Source organism: Halocynthiibacter sp. SDUM655004 (assembly GCF_026015885.1).
GTDB classification, from domain to species: Bacteria; Pseudomonadota; Alphaproteobacteria; order Rhodobacterales; family Rhodobacteraceae; genus Falsihalocynthiibacter; species Falsihalocynthiibacter halioticoli.
This window is the reverse complement of sequence record NZ_JAPDUG010000001.1, coordinates 427,589-443,541: the sequence shown is the minus strand read 5'-3', so window position 1 is coordinate 443,541 and position 15,953 is coordinate 427,589. Positions and strand designations below refer to the sequence as shown.

The 15,953-nt window shown below is 54.8% G+C and carries 15 protein-coding genes; 5 read left to right on the top strand and 10 right to left on the bottom strand.

Going from position 1 to position 15,953, the window contains the following annotated elements; translation table 11 throughout:
• Positions 1 to 49: 49 nt before the first annotated feature.
• Both N9C89_RS02215 and N9C89_RS02210 read left to right on the top strand, forming a co-directional pair.
• The gene (locus N9C89_RS02215) at positions 50 to 613 is read left to right on the top strand and encodes a TRAP transporter small permease subunit (RefSeq protein ID WP_263952208.1); all 564 of its coding nucleotides are present in this window, start codon (positions 50 to 52) and stop codon (positions 611 to 613) included.
• Positions 613 to 2,070, top strand: a complete 1,458-nt coding sequence (locus N9C89_RS02210; protein ID WP_263952207.1) for a TRAP transporter large permease — start codon at positions 613 to 615, stop codon at positions 2,068 to 2,070. The genes N9C89_RS02215 and N9C89_RS02210 overlap by 1 nt, the downstream gene beginning before the upstream one ends.
• Before the next feature lie 34 nt (positions 2,071 to 2,104).
• Here N9C89_RS02210 and N9C89_RS02205 read toward each other — a convergent pair whose 3' ends face one another.
• Positions 2,105 to 2,773, bottom strand: coding sequence for a GntR family transcriptional regulator (locus N9C89_RS02205; RefSeq protein ID WP_263952206.1), 669 nt, complete (start codon positions 2,771 to 2,773; stop codon positions 2,105 to 2,107).
• Positions 2,774 to 2,935: 162 nt separating this feature from the next.
• On the opposite strand from N9C89_RS02205, the gene N9C89_RS02200 reads away from it, so the two are divergent.
• On the top strand, positions 2,936 to 4,342 hold the full coding sequence (locus tag N9C89_RS02200) for an FAD-binding oxidoreductase (protein WP_263952205.1): 1,407 nt from the start codon (positions 2,936 to 2,938) through the stop codon (positions 4,340 to 4,342).
• On the opposite strand, the gene hemC is transcribed toward N9C89_RS02200, so the two are convergent.
• Complete coding sequence (gene hemC / locus N9C89_RS02195; protein WP_263952204.1) at positions 4,339 to 5,286, bottom strand: hydroxymethylbilane synthase; 948 nt, start codon at positions 5,284 to 5,286, stop codon at positions 4,339 to 4,341. The genes N9C89_RS02200 and hemC overlap by 4 nt on opposite strands.
• A 115-nt stretch (positions 5,287 to 5,401) precedes the next feature.
• On the opposite strand from hemC, the gene hemE reads away from it, so the two are divergent.
• Positions 5,402 to 6,433 (top strand): uroporphyrinogen decarboxylase, encoded by a 1,032-nt coding sequence (hemE, locus tag N9C89_RS02190; protein ID WP_263952203.1) that lies wholly within the window; start codon positions 5,402 to 5,404, stop codon positions 6,431 to 6,433.
• Here the strand turns inward: hemE and hemF are convergent.
• Genes hemF through clpS form a run of 4 tightly spaced genes read right to left on the bottom strand, consistent with a single transcriptional unit; the run spans position 6,430 to position 9,576 of the window.
• Positions 6,430 to 7,320 carry an oxygen-dependent coproporphyrinogen oxidase gene (gene hemF / locus N9C89_RS02185; protein ID WP_263952202.1) on the bottom strand — a complete coding sequence of 297 codons (891 nt, stop codon included), beginning with the start codon at positions 7,318 to 7,320 and terminating at the stop codon, positions 6,430 to 6,432. The genes hemE and hemF overlap by 4 nt on opposite strands.
• Before the next feature lie 35 nt (positions 7,321 to 7,355).
• A complete protein-coding gene (locus tag N9C89_RS02180) occupies positions 7,356 to 8,162 on the bottom strand; it encodes an SDR family NAD(P)-dependent oxidoreductase (RefSeq protein ID WP_263952200.1) in 807 nt (268 codons plus the stop codon).
• A 51-nt stretch (positions 8,163 to 8,213) separates the two neighbouring features.
• Complete coding sequence (locus N9C89_RS02175; protein WP_263952197.1) at positions 8,214 to 9,215, bottom strand: class I SAM-dependent methyltransferase; 1,002 nt, start codon at positions 9,213 to 9,215, stop codon at positions 8,214 to 8,216.
• Between the two features lie 16 nt (positions 9,216 to 9,231).
• On the bottom strand, positions 9,232 to 9,576 hold the full coding sequence (clpS, locus tag N9C89_RS02170; RefSeq protein WP_263952196.1) for an ATP-dependent Clp protease adapter ClpS: 345 nt from the start codon (positions 9,574 to 9,576) through the stop codon (positions 9,232 to 9,234).
• A 367-nt stretch (positions 9,577 to 9,943) separates the two neighbouring features.
• On the opposite strand from clpS, the gene N9C89_RS02165 reads away from it, so the two are divergent.
• Positions 9,944 to 11,464: a D-alanyl-D-alanine carboxypeptidase family protein gene (locus N9C89_RS02165; RefSeq protein WP_394358466.1), complete on the top strand. Its 1,521-nt coding sequence runs from the start codon at positions 9,944 to 9,946 to the stop codon at positions 11,462 to 11,464.
• A 75-nt stretch (positions 11,465 to 11,539) separates the two neighbouring features.
• On the opposite strand, the gene ccoS is transcribed toward N9C89_RS02165, so the two are convergent.
• Genes ccoS through ccoG form a run of 4 tightly spaced genes read right to left on the bottom strand, consistent with a single transcriptional unit; the run spans position 11,540 to position 15,788 of the window.
• The gene (ccoS, locus tag N9C89_RS02160) at positions 11,540 to 11,698 is read right to left on the bottom strand and encodes a cbb3-type cytochrome oxidase assembly protein CcoS (RefSeq protein ID WP_263952195.1); all 159 of its coding nucleotides are present in this window, start codon (positions 11,696 to 11,698) and stop codon (positions 11,540 to 11,542) included.
• 3 nt (positions 11,699 to 11,701) lie between these two features.
• On the bottom strand, positions 11,702 to 13,894 hold the full coding sequence (locus tag N9C89_RS02155) for a heavy metal translocating P-type ATPase (RefSeq protein WP_263952194.1): 2,193 nt from the start codon (positions 13,892 to 13,894) through the stop codon (positions 11,702 to 11,704).
• Positions 13,891 to 14,358 carry a FixH family protein gene (locus tag N9C89_RS02150; protein ID WP_263952192.1) on the bottom strand — a complete coding sequence of 156 codons (468 nt, stop codon included), beginning with the start codon at positions 14,356 to 14,358 and terminating at the stop codon, positions 13,891 to 13,893. The genes N9C89_RS02155 and N9C89_RS02150 overlap by 4 nt, the downstream gene beginning before the upstream one ends.
• Positions 14,355 to 15,788 carry a cytochrome c oxidase accessory protein CcoG gene (gene ccoG / locus N9C89_RS02145; RefSeq protein ID WP_263952191.1) on the bottom strand — a complete coding sequence of 478 codons (1,434 nt, stop codon included), beginning with the start codon at positions 15,786 to 15,788 and terminating at the stop codon, positions 14,355 to 14,357. The genes N9C89_RS02150 and ccoG overlap by 4 nt, the downstream gene beginning before the upstream one ends.
• Between the last annotated feature and the right edge of the window lie 165 nt (positions 15,789 to 15,953).

Genomic DNA, 15,953 nt, shown 5'->3' with positions numbered 1-15,953 from the left:
ATCCATTCAGTCGACATCAAGATCGCCTCGAAACAACAGGAATATCGCCATGCAGGGTCTTCTCGCCGTCAGTAGATCAATTGATCGAATACTCAAGTTTTTCGCAACAGTAGGAGGATGGCTTGGCGCAGTTCTTGTCTTTGTTGTCTGCTACGACGTCGTGACCCGCTATTTCGGTGTTCCCAAATTCTTCGGCTTCACATCGACAATGCTTCAGGAGTCCGAATACTGGCTGCATAGCTTCCTTATCGTGTTTTGCGTTGGCTGGGCCTATACCCGCAACGCCCATGTGCGCATTGACCTACTGCGCGACGGTTTTTCCAACAAAACCAAATACCGCATCGAAATCCTCGGCAACCTCTGTTTCTTGCTGCCCTATACGGCGGTCGGCGTTTGGATTGCATGGCCCTATATGACGCGCTCCTTTCTGTCCGGAGAGATTTCAGATTCCCAAACAGGGCTCTCAAACCTGTGGATTCTCAAGGCTGGTCTTCTGGTCCTGTTTATCCTTTTGGCGCTGGCCTCAATCTCGCAGCTCATCAAATCATTCGCAGGCCTCCGCGGCGCACTCACGCCCGATGAAGAAGCCAATCTTCTTGGAGGCGGCCACTAATGGTACTTGTCGATTTACTACCTATTTTCATGTTCGTCGCCCTTGGGGCTTTGCTTTTTACGGGCTTCCCTGTGGCATTCATTCTTGGCGGTGTCGGTTTGGCCTTCGGCTTTATCGGCATCCTCGTAGGCGAATTCGCTTTTGTTCGCTTCATGCTTTTGCCCAACCGGATATTCGGCGGCATCATGACCAACCTGATCCTCACGGCGATCCCCATGTTTATCTTCATGGGAACAATGCTTGAAAAATCGGGTATCGCACGTGATCTCTTGAATTGCCTTCAAGTGTTGTTGCGGCGCGTTCCGGGCGGGCTCGCGCTTGCGGTGACATTGATGGGGACGATCCTTGCGGCGACAACCGGCATCATCGGTGCCAGCGTCATCATGATGTCTCTGCTTGCACTGCCGGTTATGATTGAACGCAAATACGACCACTCCCTCGCGACAGGCACAATCGCCGCTTCGGGTACGCTAGGCATCCTGATTCCGCCGTCGATTATGCTGGTGATTATGGCTGATCTGCTGTCGCGGTCGGTTGGAAACCTGTTCGTGGCCGCGGTCTTCCCCGGCCTCATGCTCGCAAGTTTCTATGTGATCTATATCGTTGTGCGGTGTTGGATGAATCCAAAGCTCGCGCCGCGTCTCGATGGTATGCTCGGGCCCCAAACGGGTTGGGGTGTGTTCTGGATGGTGATCCGTAGCTTTGTTCCGCCAGTTATCTTGATCGGTATGGTTCTTGGCTCGATCCTTGGTGGCTTTGCCACCCCAACTGAAGCGGCAGGGGTTGGCGCGTTTGGGGCATTGCTCCTCGGGTTCATCAACCTTGTTGTCCTGCCATCTGTGGGAATTCAGGAGTTTTCTCTCGAACCAACGGACCATGTTTTCGAAGCCCCAAAACGTTCGTTCTGGGCAGAGCTAAAATCCTATTACAAAACAGTCGCCACTGTTGTGGAAAGTACTGCGCTGACCAACGCGATGATCTTCGGGATATTCATCGGTGCAACGCTGTTCTCTTATGTATTCCGCGCGCTCGGTGGCGATCATCTTGTGATCGACCTCGTCAACTCGCTCGGACTTGGCGCATGGGGGCTGCTGTTCCTGATTATGGGGATCGTGTTCATTCTGGGCTTCTTCTTTGACTGGATTGAAATCACACTAATCGTGCTGCCCGTATTTGCCCCGATCATCGCCCAAATGGATTTTGGCGATCACGTGAGCAAATTCGAAATGACCTACTGGTTCGCAATTCTCCTCGCGGTAAACCTGCAAACCAGCTTCCTGACACCGCCGTTTGGCTTCGCTTTGTTTTATCTCAAAGCGGTCGCGCCGAAATCGGTCAAAATTCAGGAAATCTACGCGGGAATCATCCCATTCGTCCTGTTGCAGCTAACAGGTCTGGCTTTGGTGATGCGTTTCCCAGAAATTGCGCTGTGGCTGCCACGCGTACTCCTCGACTAGGATGGGGACCTAAAGAGGGGAAAGCCTGCCGTGTTTAAAGACGCGGCAGCCGAAACTTTTCAAGAATATCAAGCAGCTCACGCGCAGCATCTTTGCGATGCTCGCGAAAGAGCTCCGCTACGCCAACATCATCGCCCTCGGCAATTTTTTCGAGGATGTCGCGATGAACCCGTGTGGAGTTTTTGGGAATTTCGCGCAGCCGCAAAGTCACCATCCGTGCGCGGTGGGCCTGATCAAACAAGAGCGAAACCATCCCGAGCATCCGCTTGTTTCCGTGAAGTTCAAGCAACAGCCGATGGAAACGGTCATCTGCATCGGCCCACGCTTCAAGATCACCCGCTTCAAGCGCGGTTTCCATCTCCTGTGTCGCGGCTTCCATTCCGGCAAGCTCGTCTTTGCCAGGGCGTCGACGCGCAAGCGCAGCCGCCGCTTCGGGCTCAAGCGCCGTTAGGATTTCGTAAATCTCGGCCATATCCTCGGTGGATACGGGAAGAACCCGTGCACCACGGCGCGGAATAAGCTGAACGAGCCCCTCTGCTTCAAGTTTTATGAGCGCCTCGCGAACAGGCGTACGGCTCATGCCAAGAAGCTCGGCAATCTCTGGTTCAGGCGCTTGAAACCCAGACGGCATCCGGTTTGTCAGAATCTCTTCCTTAAGCCGGTTATAGGCATCGGTTACGCGTGTTTGCTTGATTTCAGACACAGAGTCTTTCCTGCTCGCAATGATAAGTTTCCAATGTATGCATTATGCCTGATCCAGCAAAAAGACACCAGCCTCTGGCAAGCGAATTAATGGCCTTCAAACACTGGTCATCACGATATTTTTACGCAACAATCCGCCGCAAACCAAAAAGGATCAACCGCAATGGAATCACTGCCGCTCTTTAAATCAATCGTCGGCGAGAACCATGTTCTAACCGGACAAGACACATTGCGGTATTCCGTTGATTTTACAAACAAATACAAGGGTGATGCGCTTTGTGTTGTGCGGCCAAACACAACAGAACAGGTGAGCGAGATCGTCAAGATTGCGGCGAAAACCAAAACGCCGTTGATCCCGATCGGCGGCAACACCGGCCTCACCGGAGCAACCTACTCTGAAGGTGCGGTTCTACTCTCTCTTGAGCGGTTAAATCGCGTGCGCAAAATCAACACTGAAGCCCGCCTTGCCGAAGTTGAAGCGGGCGTCATTCTGGCCAATTTGCATGACGCCGTCGCCGAGCATGGGCTAAGCTTCCCGCTCACGTTCGGGGCGCGAGGTTCGGCCACAATCGGCGGGAATCTGGCCACGAATGCGGGCGGTTCCAACGTGGTCAGGTACGGAAATACGCGTGCACTCTGCCTTGGACTAGAGGTCGTATTGCCATCGGGTGAGATCATGGATCTTCTGACGGAACTTCACAAAGACAACTCCGGCTACGACCTCAAGGATTTATTCATCGGGGCCGAAGGCACGCTCGGTATCATTACCGCTGCGACACTGAAACTCACACCAACACCGGCCGCATTCGCAACAGCCATGGTTGCCCTGTCCGACCTATCCATTGCCCTTGAGCTTTTGAACAAAATCCAAAAAGAGACCGGTGGCGCTGTTGAGGCATTTGAATACATGCCAGCCCGTTACATGGACCTCCACGCAGAGCTATTTCCACAGGCCCGTCCGCCCTTTGAAACCACCTATCCAGTCAACATCATGCTCGAAGTAGGCGCCACCGCCCCGCGCGATACGAAGCCGGATGAGGCCGGTGAAATCCCAATTGTCGCGATGGTTGAAACGATCCTTGGCGAGATGATCGAAAATGGCGCAATCCTTGATGCGACTGTTGCCCAGAATGAGGCCCAACGGCGCGAAATGTGGGAGCGGCGAGAGCAAGCGGCCGAATTAGCCTTTCACAAGCAGCCATTTGTAAACCACGACATCTCGGTTCCACTTGATAAGGTTGCCGCATTCCTTGAACGAATCGAAGCGCGGATGGCAGCGCTTGATCCCGCATTTGATGCCTTACCCGTGGCCCATCTGGGGGACGGGAACGTTCACTATACCGTGTGGCCAAGCAAAAGCGCGCATGTCAGCCATGACGCGATCACCGAAGCCGTAGAGGATGTTGTTCAGGAACTTGGCGGGGCTTTCTCTGCCGAACATGGCATTGGTGCATCCAAGCTTGCTTCTATGTCGCGGCGCAAGAATCCGGTCGCTCTTGCAACCATGCGCGCGATCAAGCAGGCGCTTGATCCGCAGAACATCATGAACCCTGGGAAGCTGCTTCCCTAAGTCTGCCAATCAAAGAAATCAGCGGGCGCTTGTTCGCGCAACTGTTTGGCCAAAGTACGACCAAGAGATGCACCGTCCACTATTGGGCCAGAGATCTCGCCGGAAATACTCTCGCTTCCATCGGGGCGGATAATCTCACCACGAAGACGGATATTCGCACCACCAAGTTCTGCAAGCCCAGCAATCGGTGTTTCACAAGACCCGTCAAGCTCGGCCAAAAATGCTCGCTCTGCGGCGAGGCGTTGGCCTGTTGGCGCGTCATGAATGGGCTGAAGAAGCTCGGAGACTGCGCTGTCATCCTGCCGTTGCTCGATGCCAATTGCACCCTGTGCAACAGCGGGGAGCATATCGTTCACATCAATTGGCGTTGCAGGAACCTCGTTCATTTTCAAACGGTTGATGCCCGCCATCGCCAAAAACGTACACGTCGCGACGCCTTCAGACAACTTGCGCAAACGCGTTTGCACATTGCCACGAAACTCAACAACCTCAAGGTCAGGGCGCACCTGTTTGAGCTGCGCATGTCGGCGCAAGCTGGACGTGCCAACAACCGCGCCATTTGGCAAGTCGGCCAATCCGTTGAACTCGGGTGAAATGAACGCATCGCGCACATCTTCGCGGGGAAGATAGGTCGTGAGAGCCAGCCCATCTGGCTGTTCCACAGGCATATCTTTCATCGAGTGAACCGCGATATCAATCCCGCCCGACAGCAGCGCCTCTTCGATCTCTTTGGTAAACAACCCCTTGCCGCCAATTTCACGTAGCGCGCGATCCTGTACCCGATCACCGGTGGTTTTAATCACAATGACCTCAAAGGCCTCTTCAGGAAGATCATGTGCCGCCATCAGGCGCGCACGTGTTTCATGCGCTTGTGCAAGAGCCAAAGGCGAACCACGCGTGCCGATTTTAAGGGGGGCGTCGGGAGAAGGGAGTGCATGTGTCATGCCCCGTGTTTACGCGCGGCATATCCGCCTGACAATAGGTCAGATTCGCCGCACACCTTGACATCAGAGCCTCAACGCGAAAGGTGACTGCAGAGATTTGATGGAAGGGCGAAACATGGCGGAACAAAAGAAGCTGCTTCGGGCATTGGCTGGCGAAACACAGGACGTACCACCGGTTTGGATGATGCGCCAAGCGGGGCGTTACCTGCCTGAATATCGCGCTACTCGGGCCGAAGCTGGCGATTTCCTGTCGCTTTGCTACAACCCCGAACTTGCCGCCGAAGTCACGCTTCAGCCCATTCGCCGATATGGGTTTGATGCCGCGATCCTCTTTGCCGATATCCTTCTACTGCCCCAAGCGCTCGGCGCGAAAGTTTGGTTCGTTACGGGAGAAGGCCCACGGCTTTCTACCATAACAAACCAAAGTGATTTCAACGCATTGGGCGGTGTGGAAGCCATCCACGAAACCCTTTCGCCGATCTATGAAACGCTGAAAATCCTGAAGTCCGAACTACCCAAAGAAACCACGCTTATTGGTTTCGCAGGGGCGCCATGGACCGTTGCAACCTATATGATCGCTGGGCGTGGCACGCCAGATCAGGGGCCAGCTCACGCGCTCAAAGACACCGACCGCGCAACGTTTCAGCAGTTGATCGACCTCATCACAGACGGAACCATCGAATATCTCGCAAAACAGATCGAAGCGGGTGCCGAGGTCGTTAAGATTTTTGACAGCTGGGCTGGATCGCTCAAAGGTCAGGACTTTCACGATTTCGCTCTGCTCCCTGCCAAAAAGATCATTCAGGCACTAAATGCACGCTACCCTAACGTGCCGATCATCGCATTCCCGCGTGAAGCAGGGCCAGCATACGAAGGGTTCGCCAAAGCCGTCGGCGCGCAATGCTTGGCAATTGATACGAAGGTTGATCTGGAATGGGCGGCCAAGGTGCTACAGCCGGATAGCTGCGTTCAGGGCAATCTTGACCCAAAGCTTATGGTCGAAGGGGGCGACAAACTGATTTCAGAGACAAAACGCATCAAAGAGGCGCTCGGGAACGGGCCGCATATCTTTAACCTCGGCCACGGGATCACACCGGACGCGGATCCCGCAAATGTCGATGTCATGCTAAAGGCGTTGCGCGGCTAAACCCATTTGGCCAGCGGCGGCAGACTCATCAATACGGCCTCGGGATCATGTCCGGTTTCGAGGCCGAATTTCGTTCCGCGGTCGTAAACGAGATTGTACTCCGCATAGAGGCCGCGATGCACAAGCTGCGCGTCTTTGTCGGTTTCTGCCCAAGGCGTATTGCGGCGGCGCTCAGTGACGGGCAAGAAAGCCGCGAGGAACGCGCGGCCAACATCTTGGATGAAGGCAAAATCCGCCTCCCAATCACCAGTATTGTGATCATCAAGGAAGATACCGCCAACGCCGCGTGCTCGTTTGCGATGCGGGATATAGAAATATTCGTCCGCCCATTCTTTAAAGCGCGGGTAGTAAGCGGAATCGTGACGGTCGCAATGCTCTTTCTGTGCGGCGTGAAAGCTCGCGGTATCCTCGTCATATTCGATACATGGATTGAGGTCGGAACCGCCCCCGAACCACCAGCCATGTGGCGTCCAGAACATGCGCGTGTTCATGTGAACGGCGGGCGTATGCGGGTTTTGCATATGCGCAACAAGGCTAATTCCCGACGCCCAGAACCGTGGATCGGATTTCATTTCAGGAAACCCTTTACGTGCGGCCATTGCCGTTTGCGCGCGCTCGCCAAGTTCGCCGTAAACCTCGGAAATATTTACGCCAACCTTTTCGAAAACACGACCACCGCGCATAACGGACATAAGGCCACCACCCGCATCAGAGCCGTCATCCGCTGTGCGTTTCGTTTCACGAAGCTCGAACTTTCCAGCTGGATTCCCAGCAAATGGGCCGGTTTCCTGCGTCTCTTCCAATTGCTCAAAAGCGGCGCAAATCTCATCTCGCAAGGTGCGGAACCACGTTGCCGCACGGCGTTTTTCTTCGGTCATCATGTCCATAACGAAACTCTTCAGACGCGGGCAAACCCCGCCGTTTAATGTGCGAATGAGGTCACTGGATCGAGGAGCGAACGCCCCCCATCGAGTGTTACGATCTGGCCGGTCATAAATTCCGCCGCATCGCTGGCCAAAAATTGGAATGTCTCGGCGATCTCGGCAGCACTTGCGATCCGGTCGAGCGGCGTGTGGGCGATGATATCGTCGCGAAGCTCGGTATCTTCTCTAAGTGTCTTTTTAAGGCTTGCGCTCATGACGCTACCGAAAGCAACGGAATTGACCCGAATACGCTCCGGCGCAAGGGCTACAGCAAGTCCGCGTGTCATCTGGTCCACCGCGGCTGAACTGATCGAATGGGCGAGCAATTCAGGATGAATGCGCTGCGCAGAGATCGACGACATGTTGATGATCGATCCGATGCAGCCTTCTTCCTGTCCGCTTTCTTTAGCCTGTTTAATCATGCGCTTTGCTACAGCTTGGCTCAGGCGAAGCGAGGTCATCAAGTTCTGTTCTAGGAGCTTGCTTACGCCGTCATCCAGCGGATTTAGCGGCGATGACACCATCGTTTGGCGGCTACCGTTGACGAGAATGTCGATCGTCTCGAATGCATCGATTGTGGCCGAAAGCAAATTGGCGATCGTCAGCTTCTTTCGCAAATCTCCGGCGAAAAAGCGCACAGGGCCATCATCCGGCAAATCGCCAAGCTCGGCCTCAAGCGCCTCATCGTCAACATCAGCGAACATTACGTTCGCGCCGGCTTGCTCGAAATGGCGGGCAACCGCGAGGCCAATGCCATTGGCAGCTCCGGTAACGATGGCTGTTTTTCCGGCAATCGAAAATGACATATTGGCGCCTCTTGGTTCGGTCCCGATTCTCGGTGGAGACTAGCAGAATTATCAGATGTTGCGAGTTTTCTGCGCGGGTTGGCTGGCGTGGAAAACCTTGAACCGATTATCACCGCCGACTTCTTCGACATTGCGATAAAGTTCATTCAGGTCAGCTTCGTATGGCAGGTGCCGATTGGCCACGACCCAAAGGTGCCCACGCGGTTTCAGGAAACGCGCAGCAGCAGCGAGAAATGCCTTCCCAATCGCAGGATCGGCAGCTCGGCTGGTATGAAACGGCGGGTTCATTACGACCGTGTCAAACGCCGGCAGGCTTTTATATCGCGTTACGTCGGCCCAATGGAATTCGGCGCGTGGGTCGGCGATATTTTCACGCGCGCATTCCAATGCGGCATGATCGGCCTCAACCAGATGCAGCGATTTCACACTCTCTCTGGTCAAAACCTGAGCAGAAAGCCAGCCCCACCCCGCGCCAAAATCTGCTACATCAGCACCCAGTTTTTCCGGTAATAGATCCGCCAGAATTTTGGAACCCGGATCAATGCCATCCGCAGAAAACACGCCGGGACGCGTAACAAATCCTGGCGCAACTTCGGTGGGATCTTGCGGAGCGGCCCAATCTTCAAAGGCGTGCACGGCGGGAAACCAAAAGGTTTTGCCATGGGATTTTGAAAACGCAGATGAACAGTCGGCTACCTTGCGACAGGCCTTATAGATACCGTCAATTCCATCTGTTTTCTGGCCATCGACGACAACGAGGCCATCTGGGCAAAACCGTGTTGCGGCCTCGATCATCGCACGCGCTTCCGCCTTTGCACGGGGAAGAAACACAATCGCCATCGCATAGGTGCCCTCAGGTGCGGTAACAACTGAATATCCAGCGCCCGCCAAGGCATCATAATCCGGCTTGAAACCCTGAACCGCAACAACACGTTCTTTAGGCAAGCTATCGAGATCGCTCTCGGGCGTTGCGTTGAAAACGAGAATCTGCCCCTCTTCGGGAAGGGACAACCCGCCCCCCTCAAGGCTCAATGTGATACGTTGATTTTGCATAACGGGGGCCGCGCCCCTATTCCTTTTCCATCGTGCATTGCAGCGGATGTTGATTCTGGCGCGCAGCGTCCATTACTTGCGCAACCTTGGTTTCCGCCACCTCGTGGGAAAACACTCCGACCACAGCAATGCCCTTTTTGTGGACCGTCAGCATGATTTCATACGCCAACGACGAAGACACGCCAAAGAACCGCTCCAAAATGTAGATCACAAACTCCATCGGCGTGTAATCATCATTCAGCAGCAGTACTTTATACATCGGAGGCCGAGCGGTCTTCTGTACTGTCTTTGTCAGAACTCCGGCGTCACCATCTTCGGGTGCGTCGTCGTCGGCCATCATATATGTGGTAAAAAATTCCATCGACGTTTTAGGCAATCCAATTCACGTGTAGGCAGATTATATAGAGCCTCTACCGCTGGTGAAAAGGGGAAGGCGCCGTTTGCTCGACCAAAATTGAATAAAATATCAACCTTTTTTCTAGAGCAACGCCCCCAAAATTCCGCCTATTTCCCGAATATTCGGCATTCACCCCGCCAGCATGGACACATGTAGCGGTTGAGCGGCAAGGCGCCACTAAATCAAGCCTGTTACAAATTTTCACCAGCGATTCAACTGTTCTGAAAAAAGAGTTTCTCCAAGTGAATCCCGTGTGTTACGATTCTTGCAATTACAAAAAATGTCAGCCGAAAAATCGGCGGCAAGAGGCAGTTAAAATAGCGAGGCCGACGTGCGAACACGGCTCGGGCAGTTCGTCCAAAACACAGTATTGGTGGCGGCATTCTTGTGCGCCACCCTGATCGGTACAATTCCGGCTTTGGCCGCGCCTTATGCGGCGATGGTCATGGATGCACGAACCGGTGAGGTTCTGCATTCGCGAAATGCTGACACTCGATTGCATCCCGCGTCATTGACCAAGATGATGACGCTCTACATTGTTTTTGAAGCCGTTAAGCACGGTGAATTGGACCTTGATCAGAAAATCAGAATTTCGAAAAAAGCCGCCGCGGAACCCCCTTCCAAGCTGGGTCTGCGGGCAGGGCAACGTATTGCCCTTCGGTATCTCATACGCGCCGCTGCCGTTAAATCGGCAAACGACGCGGCGACTGCCCTTGGCGAGGCGGTATCAGGCAGCGAGGCAGCGTTTGCTCGACGGATGAATCGCACCGCCAAAGCCTTGGGTATGTCGCGAACTACGTTCAAGAACGCGCACGGCCTTACTGAATCCGGCCACCTCTCGACCGCGCGAGACATGACAACACTTGGGCGTCATCTCTTTTATGACTACCCCGAGTACTACAACCTGTTCTCCCGCCGCTCGACCGATGCTGGGATCAAGGCTGTCTACAACACAAACCGCCGCTTCCTTGCCGCCTATCGCGGCGCCGACGGTATCAAAACAGGATACACACGCGCTGCAGGCTTTAACCTTGTGTCCTCCGCTCAACGCGGAGAAGAGCGCATCATCGCAACTATGTTCGGCGGCAGCTCCACAGCGGCTCGGAACAAGCGCGTTGCCGAGCTTCTCGATATGGGGTTCAAACGCGCGCCAACACGCGCAGCGGTTCGGAAGCCTCGCCCTCCTGCTTATGTGGGTAATGCGGGCACCAAGGTTGCCGAAGGCGCAACCGGCAAAACCATTCGTTTGGTGACAGCCGTTTCAAAGAGTATGCGCCCCCTCCCCCGTCCAACACTCGCGATAGCTGCCAATCTTGAGGTTGAACCGCCGTCAGAGTCCGCAGCAGCAAGTCTTAAAACAACGATTCAGGATGCGCTTCAGGAAGCAATTGTCGTTGCCGACGGCAGCACCGCAGTCGTAACACCAGAGCCGCGCCCGGAAGTCACCAAAGCAGAAACTATCGAAGCGTCCCAAATCGCCGAGATTCTGCCGCCAGCCGTACGCCCTGACGAGAAAGAAGCCATCAAGGAAACTCTCCTTCTCGCGGCTGTTACGCCCGAAGTGCACGAGATTGACGACACGCCCGTAATCGTAACCAAAATCTCTAACACGTCAGAAAAGTTCTGGGGTGTGAATGTGGGCAACTATGCGTCGCGCTATGCCGCCGAACGTGCGTTGTTGAAAACCGCGCTGCGCGAATTGGCAACGCTTGACGGAACGGATCGCAAGGCCGTGAAAACAAGCAAAGGCTTTGAAGCTAATTTCACGGGCATGTCCCGCGAGGCAGCCGAGCTTGCCTGTCGCCGCCTCGCCGCGCGCAACACTGAGTGTTCGGTGATTTCACCTTCCTGAACCTAAACGCATTAGACTTATGAGCAACGGCACCTCACGGGGTGCCGTTTTCGTTTTACGCTGCTTAATTGGTGCTTAGGGGCGCGGATCGTCGTCCCAATCATCGTTGAGAAAACGCGCACCATCGCCTTTCGGATCATCGAATTGCCCGTGCTTCAGCGCCCAAAAGAACGCCGCAAGCCCAAGACCTCCAAGGCCAAGCGAGATCGGGATGAGGTAGGCGAGAATTTCCATGGATTACCTAAGACGTAGCGCGTTTAGTGAAACGGTGATCGAACTAAGCGACATTGCCAGCGCAGCAGCAAGCGGAGTTGCAAGCCCTGCGACGGCAATTGGCACTGCGATGAAGTTATACAGCGTTGCGATTCGGAAATTCTCTCTGATCCGTTTGGTCGACTTCTGTGCCGTCGTAAGCGCTTCTGGCAACGAGCTTAGGTCACTTCCAAGCAAAACGATATCCGAAGCGACTCGTGCAGCATCTAAAGCAGACGCTGGTGATATCGAGACATGCGCCGCTGCGAGCGCAGCAGTGTCGTTCAAACCGTCACCAACCATCAACACAGGGCCGGATTGCGAGAGGTCGTTGATATATCCGGCCTTCTCTTCGGGCAAAACGCCCGCTTGCCAATTGGTTATCCCAAGCTCACGTGCAAGTGCTGCTACCGAAGGCTTGGTATCCCCAGAGATCAGGTGGACAGGCACACCGCGCGCCAATAGCTCGCTCACTGCTTCGCGTGCACCGGTGCGCAGCGTATCGCGGAAACCGAACCGAACTGGAGCATTTTCTCCAATGCGAAGCCATGTGGTTGGGCCTTCAAAACTCTCATCCGTTGCCCCAACCCAAGCGCCGCGACCCAGCCGAACACGCTGCCCATTCCACTGGCCCTCAACTCCATAGCCAGGAACCTCTTTGATCTCGTCAATCAATGCCGCTGGTTTATCTGTTTGGACCAATGCCTGCGCAAGCGGGTGAGCTGATGCCTTGGCAAGACCGATGGAAACCGCGAGATCATTGGCGTTTTGGCCCTCGTCGAGGAAAACAGGCGTGCCATTGGTCAGCGTACCGGTTTTGTCAAAAACAACCGACTTCACCTCAGCCAATCGCTCCAATGCTGTCTCGTGCTTGATGAGCATGCCACGTTTGAAAAGCCGCCCAGAAGCCGCCGTTGTCACCGCAGGAACAGCAAGGCCAAGCGCACAGGGACAGGTGATAATAAGAACAGCCGCCGCGATGTTGATCGCCGTGCGCATGTCTTGGGTAAAGATATACCAGCCAATAAACGAAAGCCCCGCAAGGATATGCACACCGGGCGCATAGAGTTTGGCGGCCTTATCGGCAAGTGACGTGTATCGATTGCGGCCACTTTCAGCGATCGCAACAAGGTCCGCCATCCGATGCAGGGACGTATCGCGCCCGAATGCCGTTGTTCGAACCACAAGCGGGCCCGTCAGGTTCACCTCTCCCGCGCTAACCAACTGCCCCTGCTCAACAAAGGCAGGAAGCGTTTCACCGGTCAGCAGCGAACGATCAAGCTCGCTTTTCCCTTCAACAACCTCACCGTCCACCGGCATTCGACCACCAGGCTTAACAAGAAGCAGATCACCCTTGGTAAGGTCAGAAATAAGAACCGTTTCTTCGATCTTTTCGCCATTCGGGCCAAGGACAATCCGCAAAGCACGCGGCACCTCCAACGCAGCAAGTTCTTCGGCGGCGGATCGTGCAACCGCGCGCGTGCGGTGATCAAGGTAGCGGCCCGCAAGAAGGAAGCAGGTAAGTGTAAGCGCCGCGTCAAAATAGGCATGCTCGCCCGAATGGGCCGTTTCATAGAGAGACGTTCCAAGCGCGAGCGCGATCGCCAAGGCAATCGGCACGTCCATGTTCATCCGCTTCTTGGAGAGCGCCGCCCATGCGCTTTTGAAAAACGGCTGCGCAGAGAAGCCAATGGCCGGAAAGGCAATCGCAGCAGATATCCAGTGGAACATATCCCGCGTGGCATCTTCGGCACCGGACCAAACTGCAACGGACAAAAGCATCACATTCATCGACGCAAAGAAAGCAACCGCAAGCCGCATCAAAAGATCACGGCCCGCCTTGTTGGTTTCGGTGGCGGCGATGGCACTCGCATCCAGTTCATGAGCTTCGAAACCGGCGTTTTCCAGCGCGGTTGTCAGGTCATCAATCCCGACAGATGGTTCAGCCTCAACCGATGCCCGCTTTAATGTGAGATTAACACGCGCAGAATTCACGCCGCTCATCGCGTTTAGGGTACGTTCAACAGAGGAGATACAGGCTGAGCAATGGATTGTCGGCAACGACAGCAAAATCGCACCCGCAGGCGCAGCGGCATCCACCCGCGCTGCAACCTCGGTTGCGGCAGGAGCAACAACGCAGGCCGGACACGCCGACGAATTTGCTGTCAGGTCACTCATTTCTGCTTTCTTACGTGAATGACAACGCGCTGCTGAAAGGGCGTTCCATCCGGCGCAGTTGCCTGCATCCGAAAATTCCAGTTCCCACGATCAAGCTCAACCGGAGTGCTGTATACGCCGTTGGCGAACGTGAATTCCGGTGTCATATCCTGCCGCGTATGCGTCGCGCGCCCAAGAATGCCCCTGAGGTTCAAAACCTCAACCGGCGCGCCGTCTGCATCAGTTACCGCAAGCTCAAGCACGCCATCTGCATAGGTCGGCTCAACCGTCCAGCCCAGCGCCTCTTGCGCAGCGCGCACCTCGTCGTATTGCTGGCTCGCCACGTAGGAGTTCTTAACCTCCAGTCCTGGAAAGGTTTTGACGGCATTATAAGCGAGCGTCAGGTTCACACCGATCACAATCGCAAAAGCGCCCGATACAAAGAAAAAGACCTGTCGTCCTGTGATTTCGCGTTGTTTGGTCATTTTGCGTTTCCGTTGAATACCGTGTCTTTTGAGGCTCTGTCTTCATTCACAACATCTGTGATCCAAAGCCGCAGAGGAGCGGATTGCATTGTTGTTGCCTGTGTTCCACTCGGCGCAGTGACATAGACGCGCTGAAGGAACGTTGAGTCCGCAGGAACCCGAACAGTCAGATCATCTTCCCCTTCCAGCGAAAGTTCAAGCTGCTCTTCGCTGGTCAGCGACATCGCAAAGTCTCGATCCTCGCCGTGTTTGTTGCGGAGCCGCACATCGTATGTGTTGCGGATCGACCCGTCAGAAAGAGTTACGAAGGTCGGGTTTCGAACAGGGGAAACGGTGATGTTGATATCGCTGCGAATAAACAGCGCAAACACCAGCGCGAACCCCACAGCAGACCAAAGCCCTGTGTACAGAAGCGTGCGCGGCCGCAGGATGTGTTTCCATATGTTGCGCGGCTCTTCGCCTGCGCGTTCGGCTTCCTCATCCTTAAGAGCCATGTAATCGATGAGCCCGCGTGGCTTACCGATCTTGTCCATGATGTCGTCGCAGGCATCGATGCACAGCGCGCACGTGATACACTCCATTTGCTGACCATCGCGGATATCGATGCCAACGGGGCATACATTCACGCAAGCCATACAATCGATACAGTCTCCCAACGGCTCCGCCTCTGGGTCTTGCTTCTTGCGGTGCTTGCCGCGCGGCTCTCCGCGCCACTCACGATAGGCAACGACCAATGTGTCTTCGTCCATCATCGCCGCCTGAATACGCGGCCAAGGGCACATGTAGATACAGACCTGCTCGCGCATGAAGCCACCGAACACAAAGGTAGTGAGCGTGAGAATCACAATGGTCGTGTAGGCAATCGGGTGCGCGTTCAACGTAACCAGATCAACGGCCAATTGCGGCGCGTCAGTAAAGTAGAAAACCCATGCGCCCCCTGTGGCGACCGCAATCAACAGCCAGACAACCCACTTAAACAGCCGTAGCCTGATTTTTCGCAGGTCCCACTTTGCATTCCAAAGGCGTACGCGCGCATTTCGGTCGCCCTCGATCCAGCGCTCGACAAGGATAAACAAGTCTGTCCAGACCGTTTGCGGGCATGCATATCCGCACCACACGCGCCCAAGCGCCGAGGTAAACAGGAACAACCCAAGGCCCGCCATAATGAGCAGCCCCGCAACGAAATAGAACTCGTGCGGCCAAATCTCGATCCAGAAGAAAAAGAAGCGCCGATTGGCAAGATCAACCAAAACAGCCTGATCGGGCAGCTTATCGCCACGATCCCAACGAATCCACGGAAGTAAATAGTAGATTCCAAGCGTTACCGCCAAGATCCACCACTTCAGTGTTCGAAATGTGCCGTAAACCCGCTTCGGGAATACCGGTTCGTGAGCTGCATAGAGCTTCGGTGGTGTTTCTGACGCACTCATAGCGCCTCCATTGTCCTGTTTCGCGTTGCCTTCGTGGGTTGAATCACGTGGAACTTCCTTGATGTGTATCAAAGTTTCACGGGATTTCCGAATTGTCCCTGCGACAGGTCGTGCATGCGCCGCTTGGCCGCAGACAAAAAAGTGGCGAAGCCCAGGACAGAGCTC